We start from the raw sequence: 15852 nt of genomic DNA on the forward strand, positions 1-15852 counted from the left end.
CGCGGTGAACACTTAACCCCGTCGAAGCGAACCCGCCACGTCATGCGGTTTCATGGGATGGATGATCGAGGAAATAACGGCGAGAAGGGGTGCGGGCGGACCTGCTGAACGCGTGAACGTGCGAACGTGCTGAACGTGCGGCACCGACCTCGACGGCTCACGAACACGGCTCGTTGAGCAGGCCACGCATTGGATGGCGGCATGTGCCCCCCGCACCGGGGCGGTATGCCCCGCACCGGTCCGGTATGCCCCGCACCGGATCGGCGTGCCCGGCATCGGGTCGCGGATCGGCGTGCCCGGCATCGGGTCGTTTATACCACGGGCGTTTATAAGGGAGGGGGCCACATATAAAAGCGAACGATGACGAACCCTGCAGACTCGATCGAGATCCAGAACGTAGTTGCATCGACGGGGATCGGCCAGGAACTCGACCTGGAGGCCCTCGCGGAGGACCTCCCGGGAGCGGACTTCAATCCCGACAACTTCCCGGGGCTCGTCTACCGGACCCAGGAACCGAAGGCAGCGGCACTCATCTTCCGGTCGGGCAAGATCGTCTGTACGGGCGCGAAGAGCATCGACGACGTTCACGAGGCGCTCGGTATCATCTTCGAGAAGCTTCGCGGGCTCCAGATCCCCGTCGAGGAAGATCCCGAGATCACGGTCCAAAACATCGTCTCGAGCGCGGACCTCGGCCACAACCTCAACCTCAACGCCCTCGCGATCGGGCTCGGGTTGGAGGACGTCGAGTACGAGCCCGAGCAGTTCCCCGGACTCGTCTACCGGATGGACGAACCGGAAGTAGTGATCCTGCTGTTCGGTAGCGGGAAGATCGTCATCACCGGCGGGAAACGCACGGACGACGCGGAGGGGGCGGTCGAAGAGATCGTCGAACGCATCGAGGGGCTCGGCCTGTTGGGTTGAAGCGGTTCACGGGACGCTCGCCGCCGCTCCGCGACGGCGTGCCATCGGGTCGGGAAGACGTCGGTCAGCTGTTCGCGGAGTCCTCGACGAGTACTTCCTTGACCACGCCGGGGTCCTCGAGGAGCTGGTGTTTGGTGTAGCTTCCTTCCGCGCTCCCGCCGCTGTGTTTCGACTGTTCGATGATGTCGAGAAAGGCGTGTTCTTTGAGTAGGTCACGGACGCGGCGCAACGAGAGGCTATCCGACCCCTCCTGTCGACAGATGTTCTCGTATATCTCGTATACGCGACTGGTTCGAAACCCGTCCTTCCCCTCGTGTGAAAGCGAGAGCAACGCGAGAGCTTGGAGGACGTATCTCGAGTGTGGCGTCGACCCGCGGATAAGCTCCCGAAAGCGATCCGTCTCCGCGCGCTCGCGCGCTTGCGTGACGAACTCCTCTCTGACCGTCGGTTCGCCGTTGGCTTGGGCGATCTCACCGGCATATCGGAGGATGTCGATCGCTTTTCGGGCGTCACCGTGTTCACGGGCGGCGAGCGCGGCAGCTCGTGGGATCGTCGACGCTTCGAGGACGTCGTCGTGGAACGCATCCGACCTGGCCTGCATGATCGCTCGGAGCTGGTTCGCGTCGTAGGGCGGGAAGACGAACTCACGTTCACAGAGGCTGGATTTGACCCGTTCGTCCATCCGGTCTTTGTATTGGATCTTGTTGCTGATCCCGACGACACCGAGTTTACAGTCGGTGATCTTCCCGGCCTCCCCGGCACGTGACAGTTGCATGAGGATCGCGTCGTCGTCGAGCTTGTCGATCTCGTCGAGGATTATCAACACCACGTCGTAGCACTGGTCGAGGATCCGCCAGAGCCGTTTGTAGTACGTCGACGTCGAGAGTCCCTTGTCGGGGACGTTGATCCCGGTCGTCTCGGGGTCGTTCACGCCCTCGGCGATGGTCTGAACGGCTTGGGTCTCGGTCGTGTCCTGTGCGCAGTCGACGTAGGCGAACGTCGCGTTGACGCCCTCCTCGCCGGCGGTCGATACGAGCCGCTTCGAGACGTACTTCGCACAGAGCGACTTTCCGGTTCCGGTCTTCCCGTAGAGGAGAACGTTACTCGGACTCTGTCCGAATATTGCGGGGTTGACCGCTGTCGCCAGATCGGCGATCTCGTCGTCGCGGCCGACGATTCGACCTTCACCCGGGAGATGGCTTATTTCGAGGAGTTCCTTATTGGCGAAGATCGGGTCCTCCCTCGTGAAGAGATCGTCCGCGGCGTCCATAGGGGAGACACCGGGTTTCCGGTGAAATACGTTCTGTTTTCTCCGCTGTATCACTCCCGGAGTGGGAGACGGAGGAACGGGTAGTACAGACGGGGGAACGAACGGGAAGCCGTGTGCTGGCGTTTCGGTGGGCGTCCGCGGCGAATCCGTCCGCGAGCGAGGCGCCGGCGCGGTGCGCTAGTGTGCGGCTTCGCCGGCGGGAGCGTGCATGTCGTCGATCCGGAGAATGAGGACGTTCGCGGTGTCGTCCTTACCGTCGACGGTCCCCTCGATGAGCAACTTCGAGAGCGGCGTGGGCCCGACCGTCACCGAGTCGCCCTCGTGGAAGCTACGTACCGAGCCCTGAACGTGGATCTCCGCCCGGCAGAGTTCGGGGTGGTGGACGCTCGAGAGGTCGATCCCGTCGACGTTCACGCCCTCGACCGTCTCACCTTCGTGTTTGATCGGGACGTACGCGGGCTCGTCCATCCGCTGGATGTCGAGCGCCTCGTAGGCGGTCGACGTCGGTTTGTAGCCGCCTTTCGGGCCTGGGACACCCTCGACGAGTTGGAGCGCCTTCAGGCTCTGCATCTGGTTCCGGATGGTTCCCGGGTTGCGGTCGACTTCCTCGGCGATCGCCTCCCCCTTGACGGCGTCCTCCTCCTCCCCGTAGAGGTTGATGAGCGCCGAGAGGATGCTCTTCTGGCTCGACGTGAGTTCGATCGATGACATGGCCATGAGTAGATGGCGACCCCGCATAAAGGCGATGGAAGTCACTTATAAAAGAACCTGGGCGAGGCAGCCCGGTTGGTTCACCGCTACCGGCGTTCACGCGTAGAGCTGCCGGTATCGAACGTACGCTACGGGGCTCGCGAACACGACGACGAGCCCGATCACGACGAGGACGAAGCCGATATCACCGAGGAGAACGAACAGCCCGAAGCCGACGAACGCGATCACCGATCCCGTGAACGCGACGGTGATCATCGCCCCCGCCGGACCGATCTCCTCCGGATCGACGGGTCCCGGCTCGCGATCGCTTCCGTCCGTATCACCTCCGGCCGGATCACCTCCGGCCGGATCACCTCCGTCCGTATCACCTCCGTCCGCGTCGTCACCGTCCATGCGTACCCGTTCGTCACCTGCCAGGAAACCGTGACGGATCCGGTCTATCTCCGCACCGATGGCCTCGAGTAGCGTGTTCCCCGGCGTCGATCCAGCGCGAATCCAGTTCTCCCTGGGGCCGACTAACCACGGATCCTCCCCTTTCAAGCGACAGGGGGGTCCCTTACCGGTATGACGAGAGTCAAGATCATCGGCGCACCGACCGACTACGGAGCCAACCGACGCGGGGTCGACATGGGGCCGTCGGCGATCCGCTACGGCGGGCTCGGGGACGAGCTGGCCGGCGCAGGCGTCGACGTCGTCGACGCGGGAGACCTCGCGGTCCCCCGCGCCGAGGAACGGGACCCGGACACCGACGCCCCGTCGGAGGGGGAGGCAAAGTTCCTCCACGAGGTCGCGGACGTCTGCCGGCGGCTTGCGGACGTGGTGGAGGGGACACTCGCCGAGGGGGCGGTCCCGCTGGCGCTCGGCGGCGACCACTCGATCGCGATCGGGTCGCTCGTGGGGGCCGCCCGCGACGCCGACATCGGCGCGGTATGGTTCGACGCCCACGCCGACCTCAACACCCCGTCGACAACGCCCTCGGGCAACGTCCACGGGATGCCGCTCGCGGCCGCGCTCGGGATCGGCGATTTCGCGGACACCGAGTGGGCGAACGCTTCGGGACTCGAACCGGAGAACGTCGCGCTCGTCGGACTCCGGTCGGTCGACGCAGAAGAGGTCGAACTCCTTCGTGAGCACGGGTTCACCGCCTACACGATGTCCGATATCGACGAACGGGGGATCACGGACGTGACGGAGGACGCGTTGAACGCGGCCTCGGCGGGCGTCGACGGCGTTCACGTCAGCCTCGACCTGGACTGGCTCGACCCCAAGGAGGCGCCAGGCGTGGGGACGCCCGTCCGCGGCGGAGTTACCTATCGGGAGGCCCACAGCGCGATGGAGATCGTCGACGAGTTCGACTGCCTCCGCTCGATGGAGGCCGTCGAGGTCAACCCGACGCTCGACCAGCACAACGAGACGGCGGAGCTCGCGACGGAGCTTGCCGCGAGCGCGTTCGGAAAGCGCGTTATCTAACGGGCGATTCCGACGGCGGAACCGGTCAGATCTATCGCATCGGTCACTCAGTCGAGCGATCAGTACGTCCGAGCGATCTGTCCGTCCGAGCGATCTGTCCGGGAGCTACGGTTCGGACTCGTCGATCCGGTCCCGTGCCCGCTCGAGGGAGGCAGTGGTTCCGGATCGAACGTAGTCGCCGAGGGCGTTCGCCGCCGCGACGAGCGCGTCGGCGGTTGCGGGTTCGACGTCTCCCTGGAGCGCCTCCACTCGCCGGATTCTATCACGGAGTCGCTCGAGCGCCTCGCGTGCGGGCGCGACACGATCGACGTCGACATCGTCAACAGCATCGACGTCGACATCGTCAACAGCATCGACGTCGACATCGTCAACAGCAACGTCGACGTCGGCATCCTCAACGTTGGCGTCCCGTTCACCGTTCCGTTCGGCGTCGACCCCCACGCCAACGTCTCGGACCGAGACCGCTCCTTCTCCCTTGCCTCCCGCCGGTTCCCGGAGGTCCGCCAGTTCCTCGAGGAAGGTCGACAGGTCCGCACGATACTCGTCGACCGAGCGGACTGCAGCCATGCCGCGGGCCTCCCGCATGGCTTCGGGGACGACGGTCGTGTCGGGACGGTCGCCGTCGTCCGCGCCGGCGAGGAGCGCGAGGAGATATTCCCGGTCGGCGTCGGTCGGGTTCCGAAGCCGGTCGTAGACGTCTACCGCCTCGATCAGCTCCCGCGCCGCGAGGTACGTCGAGTCGAGGTCGCGAAGCTCCCCGCTGTGGATGAACCCTCGCTTGTGGACGTACTCCCGGAGGTCACGTTTCAGGTCGTCGATGCCTTCGGTGGGGAGCGTTCCGCGCGCCTCGCCGAACCGGTCGCGGTGGGGGCTCAACTCGAGCGTGACGGGGGAGTCGGTGTGGGTCGCACGCGCGGTCGTCCCGACACTACGGAGGCTCCCACAGTCGGGGCATTCGACGGTGCCGGTCTCGAAGTACGACCAGCGGTTCCCGCAGTCGTGACACTTCCGCTCGCCGCGGATCTTCATTGTCGAGGCTTCGTGGACTCACAGCTAAAACGCTACGGGTCGATCGTCGACCGTCGTCGTCGAGCACGTGCTGGTCGTTGAGTGTGTGCTGGTCGTTGAGTGTATGCTGGTCGTTGAGCGCATGCTGGTCGTCGAGCGGCGATCGCAGACCGGACCGAGTGAAAATCATATATATGGGATGCCCACGAAACGCCCGATCATGAGTTGGAGTGCCGTTGACGCCGTGGACGACGCGGTCGAGGCCACCCGTAGCTTCCTGTTCCCGTTCAGTCTCGTCCGCTGGGCGAAACTTGCCCTCCTCGTCCTCCTGATGGGAGGTGGCGTACGCACGAACGTCTCGGTCCCGTTCTTCCCGAATCCCGAGTTCACGGCGGGTCCGGGAGGGACGGTAGAGCCGGGATCCACGGGTAGCGCCCCGCTCTTCGGGCCGAACGGGCTCCGAGGGGACGTCGGGTTGGAGACGGTCGACGTGAACCTCGTCATCGCGATAGCGGCGGTCGTCGTCGCCGTCGCCGTCGCGTTCTCGATCGCGTCGCTCTCGCTTCGGCTGGTCTTTTACGATGCGCTTCACAAGAACGAGGTCGAACTCTGGCGACCGTTCGTCGGTCGGCTGCGGCAAGCGTTCGGGCTGTTCGTCTTCTCGACGCTACTCAGCCTGCTGATGGCGATCCCGATCGTCGTCGCCGTGCTGGCGGAGGCGGATCTCGGGTGGGAGCCCGCGGACGCGCTCGGTTCCGTCGTGGCGAGTGTTCCGACCTGGGGGATCGGGCTGTTGATGTCGGTCGCGGTCCTACTCGCGGTCGTGGTGCTCTTCGTGCTCCGGTTCACCTACGAGTTCGTCGTTCCGGTGATGGTCCTCCGTAACGAGGGCGTCCTCGCAGGATGGAGTCGGTTCTGGCAGACGCTTCGTGCGTCGTGGGTCGAGTTCCTCCTGTATCTGGTCGTCCACTTCTTTTTGGGGGTCGGTATCTCGGTCGCCGAGAGCTTCGTCTTCCTCTTCGTCGGTGGCCTCGTCGCGGTGTTCGCGGGCGTCGCCGTGTTGATCGCCGCTGGGGTGCTGGGCGGGTTGCCAGCCATGACCGGAACGACGGTCGGACTCGCGGTGCTTGCGGTCGTCGTCGCCGTCGCGTTGCTCGCGCTCTTGATCCTGCTACTTCCGGTTCGGCTCCTCACGCGGACGTATCTGATCGCCTACGAGGTCTCGACGCTCGGCGGCGTCGATCCGGAGCTCGCACTGCTGGCTCCGGCGATCGATCCGAACGTGTCGGATGGATCAAGCGATGGTGGCGGGTCGAGTGGTTCGGATCGGGATGACGGGCCGGGTGGTTCTGGTGGCTCTGGTGGCTCTGGTGGTTCTGGTGGTTCTGGTGGCTCTGGTGGTTCTGGTGGTTCTGGTGGTTCTAGTGGATCGGGAGGGGTCGGTGGTGTAGAGAATACGGCAGATCCGGATCGACGGGATACCACGAGTGAGGACCCTGCTCCGGAGGATCGACCCGTGGAACGTTCTCGAGATCGATCCGGTGATCTCTTCGGAAACGATCGGTGAACGAAGACCGATCGGTGAACGAAGAGACAGTGGGTCGATGAACACACAGAATAGGAGCAAATGGAAGGAGAACACGGGGAAGGAGAACACGGGGAAGGAGAACACGAGGAAGGAGAACACGGGGAAGGAGAACACGGGGAAGGAGAACAAATCGACGTCCTGTGGTGTCAACGGGGTTAGACACGTGTCGAAAGGAAATCTCGACGAGTACGGATAGCTTTTTACTCCGTTCCCGAAAGGGGGTATTCATGGGATTAGACGACGACGCACGCGAGTACCACCGGCGGGACCCGCCCGGGAAGATCGAGATCTCGACGACGAAGCCCACGAACACCCAGCGAGACCTCTCGTTAGCCTACTCTCCAGGTGTCGCCGCGCCGTGCCGGGACATCGCCGCGGACCCGGAATCGATCTTCGAGTACACGGCGAAGGGGAACATGGTGGCTGTCGTCTCGAACGGCTCGGCCGTGCTCGGCCTCGGCGACATCGGCGCCGCAGCGTCGAAACCCGTCATGGAAGGGAAAGGGGTTCTGTTCAAGCGGTTCGCCGACATCGACGTCTTCGACATCGAACTCGACATCGACGAGGTCGACCCGTTCTGTACCGCGGTCTCCGCGATGGAGCCCACCTTCGGCGGGATCAACCTCGAGGACATCAAGGCGCCCGAATGTTTCGAGATCGAAGAGCGTCTCCGCGAGGAGATGGACGTACCCGTCTTCCACGACGATCAGCACGGGACCGCGATCATCTCGGGTGCGGCGTTGCTGAACGCGACCGACATCGCCGACAAGGAACTCGCCGACCTCGATATCGTCTTCTCCGGCGCGGGCGCGTCCGCGATCGCGAGCGCTCGGTTCTACGTCTCGCTCGGTGCGAAACGCGAGAACATCACGATGTGTGACTCCTCGGGGATCATCACCGAGGAGCGAGCCGAGGCGGGAGACGTGAACGAGTACAAACGGGAGTTCGCGAGCGACGTCGACGGCGGCGATCTCGCGGACGCCATGGAGGGTGCGGACGTGTTCGTCGGGCTCTCCGTCGGCGGGATCGTCTCACAGGAGATGGTCCGCTCGATGGCGGCGGACCCGATCCTGTTCGCGATGGCGAATCCCGACCCGGAGATCACCTACGAGGACGCGAAATCGGCTCGCGACGACACCGTGATCATGGCGACGGGACGGTCCGACTACCCGAACATGGTGAACAACGTCCTCGGGTTCCCGTTCCTGTTCCGCGGGGCGCTCGACGTGCGCGCGACGGAGATCAACGAGGAAATGAAGCGGGCGGCTGCGACGGCGCTCGCGGAGTTGGCTCGGAAGGACGTCCCGGACGCGGTCGTGAAGGCGTACGGCGACGACCCGCTCCAGTTCGGCCCCGAGTACGTCATCCCGAAACCGCTCGATCCCCGCGTGCTCTTCGAGGTCGCTCCCGCGGTCGCACAGGCGGCCATGGTGTCCGGATCCGCGCGGACCGACATCGACCTCGAGCAGTACCGCGAACGGCTCGAGGCTCGGCTCGGCAAGTCCCGCGAGATGATGCGGGTCGTGTTGAACAAGGCGAAAAGCGACCCGAAGCGGATCGCGCTCGCGGAGGGGACCGACGAGAAGATGATCCGGGCAGCCTACCAGCTCTCCGAACAGGGGATCGCCGAGCCGGTGTTGCTCGGCGACGCCGACGAGATCGCTCGCACGGCGGACGGCCTCGGCCTCTCGTTCCATCCGGAGATCGTGGACCCCGACGAACGGGACGTTACCGCGTACGGGGACCAGTTGTACGAGCTCCGGAAACGGAAGGGCATCACTCGACGAGAGGCGAACGAACTCGTTCGGCGGGACACGAACTACCTTGGGAGCGTCATGGTGAAGGCCGGCGACGCCGACGCGATGTTGACCGGGCTCACCCATCACTACCCGTCAGCGTTGCGACCGCCGCTTCAGGTGATCGGCTCGGCAGCCGACACCGACACCGTCGCCGGGGTGTACATGTTGACGTTCAAGAACCGGGTCGTGTTCTGTGCGGACACGACCGTCAACCAGGACCCCGACCGGGAGACGCTCGCGGAGATCACCCGTCACACCGCCGAGCTCGCCCGACGGTTCAACGTCGACCCGCGCGCGGCGGTCCTCTCGTACTCGAACTTCGGGAGCGTCGACAACGAGGGCACGCGAAAACCGCGTGAGGCGGTCGAACTCCTCCACGAGGACCCCGATGTCGACTTCCCGGTCGACGGGGAGATGCAGGCAGACACCGCCGTCGTCGACGAGATCCTCAACGGAACCTACGAATTCTCCGAACTCGACGAGGCCGCGAACGTGCTCGTGTTCCCGAACCTCGAGGCCGGTAACATCGGCTACAAACTGCTTCAGCGGCTCGGCGGCGCTGAGGCGATCGGACCCATGCTGGTCGGAATGGACGAACCCGTTCACGTCATCCAGCGTGGCGACGAGGTGAAGGACATCGTCAACCTGGCCGGCGTCGCGGTCGTCGACGCACAGGAGTGACCGTGGGCACGCGCCGGTAACTGCGGTCGCGGTCACGGGTGAACGGCCGGAGATGCGGTTGGCGTCACCGAGTTCGAAGCGTCGTCGCGTACGATCCCGGCGTTGTGACCGGGATGTTCGACTCGTTGTGACCGGGATGTTCGACTCGTTGTGACCGGGATGTTCGACTCGACCATGAGCGGGTGAAATCCGCCGTCCGTTGAAATCGCGTTCGCTGAAAACGTGATGTCCGCTTGGTCGCGATCTTCGTTTTGCTACTGAGTTCGCGATTTTCGTTTTCGCGATGCTTCGGATACATTGCTGATGTGGGGGACACACCGTGTTTCCGGTGAAATGGGGTGATGGTGGGGGTGGTCTTTCGTTCAGGACGGGCCCTGCTTTCGTCGAGTACCGTCGAGTACCAACTACTTCACTAACTATTTGTAAGACACTGTATAGTTGATTTAAGTATAACCAGTACTATTATATATAACACTCGAGAATATTCCAGTAAGTCAAATGTAGTCACGAGACGAACTTCGTGTAGTCACATCACGGGATACACTAGAAGACGTGATCTAGTCACGATCGACGACAACACGTGTCGATCTCGCGTATCAGGAACCCACGACGGAAGTCGTGGACTTGCCAGTGGACCACCGCTCTGACCGAATGATTCAGGTTGATTCGTGATCCGTGAATCGTGGCCGGATGACCCGTAAATCGCACTCGTGGCCCGTTTGACTGGTCGTCTGTATCCTGTTTTCTCGGACTTCTCGTCTCGGACCACACCTCGTTTCCGATGAATCCCCACCCCCAACCACCCACCCATTTCACCGGAAACACGGTGTGTGTCTCAACGAATTCAATACACTCCGTAGAACGGGATCGTTGCTGGCGGGATGAACGCCTCCAAAGCCTCAGCCGCTCGATTCTACAGAGTAGTGAGCACAACTTCGGTGAACACTTCCAAAGCCCCAGCCGCGAGGGCTCACGGCTTCGTCGCCGGCGGCGTTGCCGCCGGCTTCCAGAGGCGCGGAGCGCCTCGCGGCCGTTCGCCATTCGAGGGCTCGCGACTGCCCCTTTGAGTCCCGCCCCGCACAGCCCCGCAACCGCACCTCATACCTCCCCAGCCTCGCGCCCTACCGGGCGCTCGGAGGCGCGCCACCGTAAAATCGTTCGTTCTTTCAGCTGTACTGAGTGAACCCCGCATCAGACGTGTGAGCCGTTTCGAGACACCTTCTCAGGAAGCTACCACACCCGGAAAGATGTCAAGCCGCTAGCGAGCGTGAGTAGTGTCGTGCTGTCGGCCGAGTTCCCACACCTAACCGGCAGTCTAGGACATCTAGAGAGCCACGCCTCGAAAACGGTGGTTACATGTCGCCGAACGCGCCGACGCCGCGACCGGGGGAGGAGACCTTCGCGATCCAGCGCGAGGCGATCGCCTTCTTCAACAGCTTCGCGGGAGTCCCGCCGAACGTCTTGATCGGCATCCCGACCACGTCGTGTGCGACCGCCTCCTCGCCCACGGAGATCACGGTTCCCTTGTCCTCGTGTTGCCACGACTGGAGCGGCGCGCCGCGGGCGGCGCGGGCGAGGTTCTCGCCGGCGATCTCCGCAGCCTGCCAGGCAGCCTGGGCGGTCGGCGGCGCGACGTCGTCGCCACCCTGGTCGATCAGGGCGGTGTCGCCGATGGCGAATACGCGATCGTCGCTCGTGGTGAAATCGGACTCCGCGAACACCCGGTTCGAACGGTCGTCCTTATCGATCTCGACCGCGTCAAGCTCCTCCTGGCCGGTGATCCCTCCGGTCCAGATCAGCACGTCGTAGGTCAGTTCCTCCGGCTCCTCCTCCTCGCCGCCACCGAGGTACACCGCACCCTCGTCGGCCTTCGAGATGAAGTCGCCGGTGAGGATCTCGACGTCCGCGTCCTCGAGCCGCTGGCGGAGCGCCCCCTGGATCTGCGGGTCGTTCCCGGGGAAGACCTCGTCCAACCCCTCGACGAGCTTGATCTCGAGGGGGGCGCGGTGTTTGTCACGGTACTCCGCGATCTCGCCGGCGGTCTGGATGCCCGAGAGACCCGCACCGCCGACGACGACGGTGCCGGGATCGGAGCGGGTCGCGCTCCCCGCAGCCTCGCGGACGTCGTCGTGGATCGCCTGTGCGTCGGCGAGGCTCTTGAGCTGGTGGGCGTGTTGCTTCAGCCCGTCGATGCCGAAGAAGGCGGTCGTCGAACCGATCGCCAGGAGGAGGTAGTCGTACTCGACGGCCTCGCCGTCGTCGGTCTCGACGACCCGGTCGTCGGTGTCGACGTCGACGACGCGGCCCTGGACGAACTCGCCGTCGTCGGACATGATCTCGCCGACGGGAATGGTGATGCTGTCCTCGACGGCGGGGTTCCGGATCGCCCGGTGGACCTCGTGTAACACGAGGTGGTAGTCGTGTTCGGAGATCCAGGTGAGTTCCGCCTCGCCCTCGCCGACCTCGCCTTCGAACGACTTCACCGCCCCGGCACCGGCGTACCCGGAGCCGACGACGACGACCTGAGTAGTCATGTATGTCGTTCCGCGGTCCGCGGATAAAGACGCTTTGGAACCGCGTTCGGCGGCGTCGTGGGCTATCGGATCGAGAGCCCGGCGTGCCAGCGGTCGGCACCGGCCTCGCGTTTGACCTCGTCCATCCGCGCGAGCAACTTCACGGCGAGGCTCGCGGTCTCGGCCGCCCGCGACTCCCCCTCGGTCCGGAACTCGCCGGTGACGCGGTTGGCGTACACAGAACATATCGCGCCCGCGCGCAGGCCGTACACGTTCGCGATCGTGAGGATGGACGACGCCTCCATCTCGATGTTCTTCACGTTCGCGTCCCGGAGCGCAGCGACCAGCTCGTCCGATCCTGCCGCCTCGAACCCCTCGAACCCCGGGCGACCCTGTCCGGCGTAAAACGAGTCGGCGCTCATCGTGATCCCGGTGTGGTACTCGTAGCCGAGCTGTTCGGCGGCGGCGACGAGCGCGGAGACGACCTCCCGGTCGGCAGTCGCCGGGTAGTCCTCGCGGACGTACTCGTCGCTCGTCCCCTCTTGCCGGACCGCGCCGGTGGTTATCACTAGGTCGCCGACGTCCATCCCCGGCTGGATGGCCCCACAGGAGCCGACCCGAACGAACGTGTCGACGCCGATCCGGGCGAGCTCCTCGACGGCGATCGCCGCCGATGGCGAGCCGATCCCGGTGGAGGTCACGGAGACGGGCGTGCCCCCGTAGGTCCCGGTCGCGGTGCGGTACTCGCGGTGGTATGCGACTTCCTCGTGGTCGTCCCACAGCGCGGTGACCTTGTCGACCCGCTCCGGGTTTCCGGGGAGAAGCACGGCGTCGGCGACGTCGCCCGTGCGGAGCTCGACGTGATACTGGACCTCGTCGTTGGGATCTTCGCTGTCGCCGGCGGTTCCGGTGTTGCCAGAGATCCCAGCGTCGTGCTCGTCGGTCATGACCTCGACCTTCGAGGAGACGTTTAAAAGTCGTTCCGCATCGAGTGACCTCGAGTGGCGCCCGCGCACTCGTGTCGAACGACGCGACGTACTCAGCGGTTGCGGGCGTCGTCGAGCGTCCCCTCGCTGATGGTGTTCGGGAGGAGCTCGCCGAGCGTGTACTCGCTGGTCTCGCCGTCGCCCTCGTCACAGACCACCGGGAGGTCGTCGTCCGCGAACTCGGTGAGGCTCTGTCGGCACATCCCACAGGGAGTGACGCCGTCCCGCGCACCCGAGGCGACGGCCAAGCGGTCGAACTCCCGGTGGCCGTTCTTCACTGCCTCCGCGAGCGCCACCTCCTCGGCGTGGAGGCTGTTGGAGTAGTTGGCGTTCTCGATGTTACAACCGGTGTAGACGGTGCCGTCCGCGGTCCGGAGCGCGGCCCCGACGCGGTACTCGGAGTACGGGACGTGAGCGTCCGCGAGCGCGTCACGGGCGGCCTCGATCAGGTCCATGTTCGCCACTCGAGGGGCGACCCGATAAGCGACCGGGTCACCGACGGGTATCTACTGTCGGGTATCCACCGCCCGGTGTCGTTCACTCCCCACCGTCGTTTATCGCCCGGTGTCGTACTTGTAGGTCGCCGACTCCGGGTCGATCCCGAAGTCCTCGGGTGATTCGACGGGTTCCTCCGTGTCGCCTTCGTCCCCGTCGGGGTCGCCGGCGTCGGCGTTCTTGAACGCGTCCCGGAGCCGATCCGGCATCTCGAAGTCGTCGACGTCGACGTGGAGCCCGACCACGCCGCCGCCGAGGAACTCGCGTTTCTCCGCCAATCGGTCGGAGAGCGCTGACGGGAGGTCGTCGGTGTCGACCTCGTCGAAGCCGAACTGCGTCAGGTAGTCGGGCTGGTCAGTGAGCACGTACACCGTCTCGAACCCCTCTGCGGACGCGGTATCGACGAGCCGCTCGACGACGTGTGCCCCGACGCCCCGCCCCCGCCACTCCGGGAGCACGCCGATCCCGGTGAGCTCGATCCGCTCCACGTCGTCGCCTCGATGAAGCCGGAGCCGACCGAAGCCGGCCCTGTCACCCGACTCCTCGTCGACCGCGATCACGTAGTCCCGTGACCGGAAGGCAACGTCGTCGAGCCCTAGCCGCTCGATCGCGTCCAGTAACCACGCCTCGTCACGGTTCTTGGCGTCGCGGACGTACATAGGCTGTCCTACGAGGCCGAGAGTAAAAACGGTTCGCCGGCGGCCAACCGTCACCGCTCGATGGAGACCGACCTCACCGCTCGATGGAGACCGACCTCACCGCTCGACGGAGCGCTCGTCGAGCGCGACCGGGATCGACCGGGACGCGACGTCGCCGGCGAACGCCTCCCCATCCGCCTTCAGGGCGTCGAAGGTGTCGTAATGTATCGGGACGACCAGGTCGGGCCCCATGCGATCGGCGAGGTCGGCGGCAGTGTGACGGTCGGAGACGATCCCGCCCCCGCCGATGTTCGCGAGGAGGACGCCGACGTCGAGCTCGGCGAGCCCGTCGAGCGCGTCGCCGTCGCCGGGCCAGAGCACGGTTCGGCCCCCGATCGAGAACAGGAACCCACAGCCGAACCCCGGCGGGTGTGGAACCGTCCCGTCGTCGTTCGCACAGGGGCCGTCCGGCTCGTTGTGCGCTGGGACCGTCCAGACCGTCACCGTCCCGGCGTCGGTCTCGACGTCGACGCGGGCCTCGTCGTCGACGCGGACCACGTCGTAGTCGGCTGTCAGCGCCTCGATCGGCTCCACATCGCGGTCGATCCGCTCGGCGTCGACGGCGTCGTAGATCACGAGCGTCGCGTCCACGTCGGCGACGGAGCGGATCCCCGCCGGGTCGTAGTGGTGGTCGTGGGTGACGACGACGACGTCGCCGTCGCGGGCCCAGTAGTCGTCGAGCACCCCGTACCGACCGGGGTCCGTGTAGACGACGGGTTCGCCGACAGCGGAGACGCGGGCGGTCGCGTAGCCGAGCCACTCCACGGAGAGGTCGTCGTATCTGACGGTCATATCGGACGATACGGTCCGTCGACGCCTTGAGGGTAGCTATTTGTCACGTCCGATCGGTTCCTCGACGACGATCTCCCACGCGTCCTCGACGTCGACCCCAGGACCGAGGACGTGTTCGGGGACGAGCGGCATCGGGATCGGCACGAACCCGGCGGTGCGCATCGCCGCGAAGCCGCTCGCGGTCTCGACCACGGTCCCGTCGTCGCAGTGTCGCACGCGGAACCGCTTGTCCGCCGGGTCGCGACGGTAGACGTACGGGAACGCCCCAGCAGGCGGCGTCCGAAGGCTCGCCGTGCCCGCGAGCACGGCGACGACCCGATCGTCGGCCTCACACACCAGTCGCGGGACGGTCGGACGACCGTCCGGCCCACTCGCGGCTGTATCGACCCCGTTCACGGACGGAACAGGACCGGACGGCGTGTCCGTCTCCCGCCAGCGGAACGTCGGATCCGCGTCGGATCCCGCCTTTCGACCGACGAGGTCCTCGACGCGAACGCAGGCGTAGCCGCCGGTGGCCCCCGGAAGTCCTTCGGTGTCGACGGCGACCCGGTCGGGACCCGCGTGGAACGTCCGGCGACCGTCCGTCTCGTCGACGAGGAGCGGCGGGTCGGTGAGGACCGATCGAACCGCGGCCGCGACCTCGGAGTCGGCGACGACGAACAGCGCCCGACGGTCGCGATCGATTGCGTGACCGAGCCGCGAGACGACCGTCGTCGGCGTGGCATCCGCCTCGGTGAGCGGTTCGACCCCGAACGTCTCCTCGCCCCGTACGGCGATCGCCGGCGGCTCGGCTCGGGTCTCCGGCCGGGAGACGTCGTAGCCGCACGCCGCGAGCCGGTCCGTCACTGCCTCCGTCAGCCGCCGCCGCGCGGCGTCGCCGAGGGGATCTGGCATGGCTATCCGTACGACCCCGACTCGAA

The 15852-nt window shown here is 65.4% G+C and carries 15 protein-coding genes; 5 read left to right on the forward strand and 10 right to left on the reverse strand.

All coding sequences use genetic code 11. The features are described 5' to 3' along the window. The first annotated feature begins 360 nt into the window (after nt 1–360). Nucleotides 361–921 carry a TATA-box-binding protein gene (locus tag DQW50_RS08165; protein ID WP_066417002.1) on the forward strand — a complete coding sequence of 187 codons (561 nt, stop codon included), beginning with the start codon at nt 361–363 and terminating at the stop codon, nt 919–921. A gap of 64 nt (nt 922–985) precedes the next feature. Here the strand turns inward: DQW50_RS08165 and DQW50_RS08170 are convergent, their stop codons facing one another. The 3 genes from DQW50_RS08170 to DQW50_RS17860 form a co-directional block, all read right to left on the reverse strand. After that, nucleotides 986–2191 carry a Cdc6/Cdc18 family protein gene (locus DQW50_RS08170; protein WP_112078801.1) on the reverse strand — a complete coding sequence of 402 codons (1206 nt, stop codon included), beginning with the start codon at nt 2189–2191 and terminating at the stop codon, nt 986–988. Between the two features lie 177 nt (nt 2192–2368). Beyond that, a complete protein-coding gene (locus DQW50_RS08175) occupies nt 2369–2902 on the reverse strand; it encodes an Rrf2 family transcriptional regulator (RefSeq protein ID WP_112078802.1) in 534 nt (177 codons plus the stop codon). A gap of 96 nt (nt 2903–2998) precedes the next feature. After that, nucleotides 2999–3295, reverse strand: a complete 297-nt coding sequence (locus tag DQW50_RS17860; RefSeq protein ID WP_157964855.1) for a hypothetical protein — start codon at nt 3293–3295, stop codon at nt 2999–3001. A gap of 171 nt (nt 3296–3466) precedes the next feature. On the opposite strand from DQW50_RS17860, the gene rocF reads away from it, so the two are divergent. After that, on the forward strand, nt 3467–4372 hold the full coding sequence (gene rocF / locus DQW50_RS08185) for an arginase (protein WP_112078804.1): 906 nt from the start codon (nt 3467–3469) through the stop codon (nt 4370–4372). Nucleotides 4373–4477: 105 nt separating this feature from the next. Here the strand turns inward: rocF and DQW50_RS08190 are convergent, their stop codons facing one another. Further along, nucleotides 4478–5401: a hypothetical protein gene (locus DQW50_RS08190; RefSeq protein ID WP_112078805.1), complete on the reverse strand. Its 924-nt coding sequence runs from the start codon at nt 5399–5401 to the stop codon at nt 4478–4480. Nucleotides 5402–5600: 199 nt separating this feature from the next. Between DQW50_RS08190 and DQW50_RS08195 the strand changes: the two genes are divergently transcribed. From DQW50_RS08195 to DQW50_RS08205, 3 genes are read left to right on the forward strand one after another with little or no spacing between them, the layout of a single operon-like run. Next, nucleotides 5601–6947, forward strand: a complete 1347-nt coding sequence (locus DQW50_RS08195; protein ID WP_198664641.1) for a hypothetical protein — start codon at nt 5601–5603, stop codon at nt 6945–6947. Nucleotides 6948–6984: 37 nt separating this feature from the next. Further along, nucleotides 6985–7164 carry a hypothetical protein gene (locus DQW50_RS17590; protein ID WP_127341320.1) on the forward strand — a complete coding sequence of 60 codons (180 nt, stop codon included), beginning with the start codon at nt 6985–6987 and terminating at the stop codon, nt 7162–7164. A 31-nt stretch (nt 7165–7195) separates the two neighbouring features. Beyond that, on the forward strand, nt 7196–9448 hold the full coding sequence (locus DQW50_RS08205) for an NADP-dependent malic enzyme (protein ID WP_112078806.1): 2253 nt from the start codon (nt 7196–7198) through the stop codon (nt 9446–9448). A 1352-nt stretch (nt 9449–10800) separates the two neighbouring features. Here DQW50_RS08205 and DQW50_RS08210 read toward each other — a convergent pair. From DQW50_RS08210 to DQW50_RS08235, 6 genes are all read right to left on the reverse strand, one after another. Further along, entirely contained in the window at nt 10801–11982 is a 1182-nt protein-coding gene (locus tag DQW50_RS08210; RefSeq protein ID WP_112078807.1) for an NAD(P)/FAD-dependent oxidoreductase, read from the reverse strand. A 62-nt stretch (nt 11983–12044) separates the two neighbouring features. Beyond that, the gene (locus DQW50_RS08215; protein WP_112078808.1) at nt 12045–12908 is read right to left on the reverse strand and encodes a nucleoside phosphorylase; all 864 of its coding nucleotides are present in this window, start codon (nt 12906–12908) and stop codon (nt 12045–12047) included. Between the two features lie 92 nt (nt 12909–13000). Then, on the reverse strand, nt 13001–13402 hold the full coding sequence (gene cdd / locus DQW50_RS08220; protein WP_112078809.1) for a cytidine deaminase: 402 nt from the start codon (nt 13400–13402) through the stop codon (nt 13001–13003). A 99-nt stretch (nt 13403–13501) separates the two neighbouring features. Further along, a complete protein-coding gene (locus DQW50_RS08225; RefSeq protein WP_112078810.1) occupies nt 13502–14101 on the reverse strand; it encodes a GNAT family N-acetyltransferase in 600 nt (199 codons plus the stop codon). A 96-nt stretch (nt 14102–14197) separates the two neighbouring features. Then, complete coding sequence (locus DQW50_RS08230; protein WP_112078811.1) at nt 14198–14932, reverse strand: MBL fold metallo-hydrolase; 735 nt, start codon at nt 14930–14932, stop codon at nt 14198–14200. A gap of 36 nt (nt 14933–14968) precedes the next feature. After that, nucleotides 14969–15826, reverse strand: coding sequence for a hypothetical protein (locus DQW50_RS08235; protein WP_112078812.1), 858 nt, complete (start codon nt 15824–15826; stop codon nt 14969–14971). Nucleotides 15827–15852 lie beyond the last annotated feature (26 nt).

Source organism: Halorubrum sp. 48-1-W (genome assembly GCF_003287355.1).
Lineage (GTDB): Archaea > Halobacteriota > Halobacteria > Halobacteriales > Haloferacaceae > Halorubrum.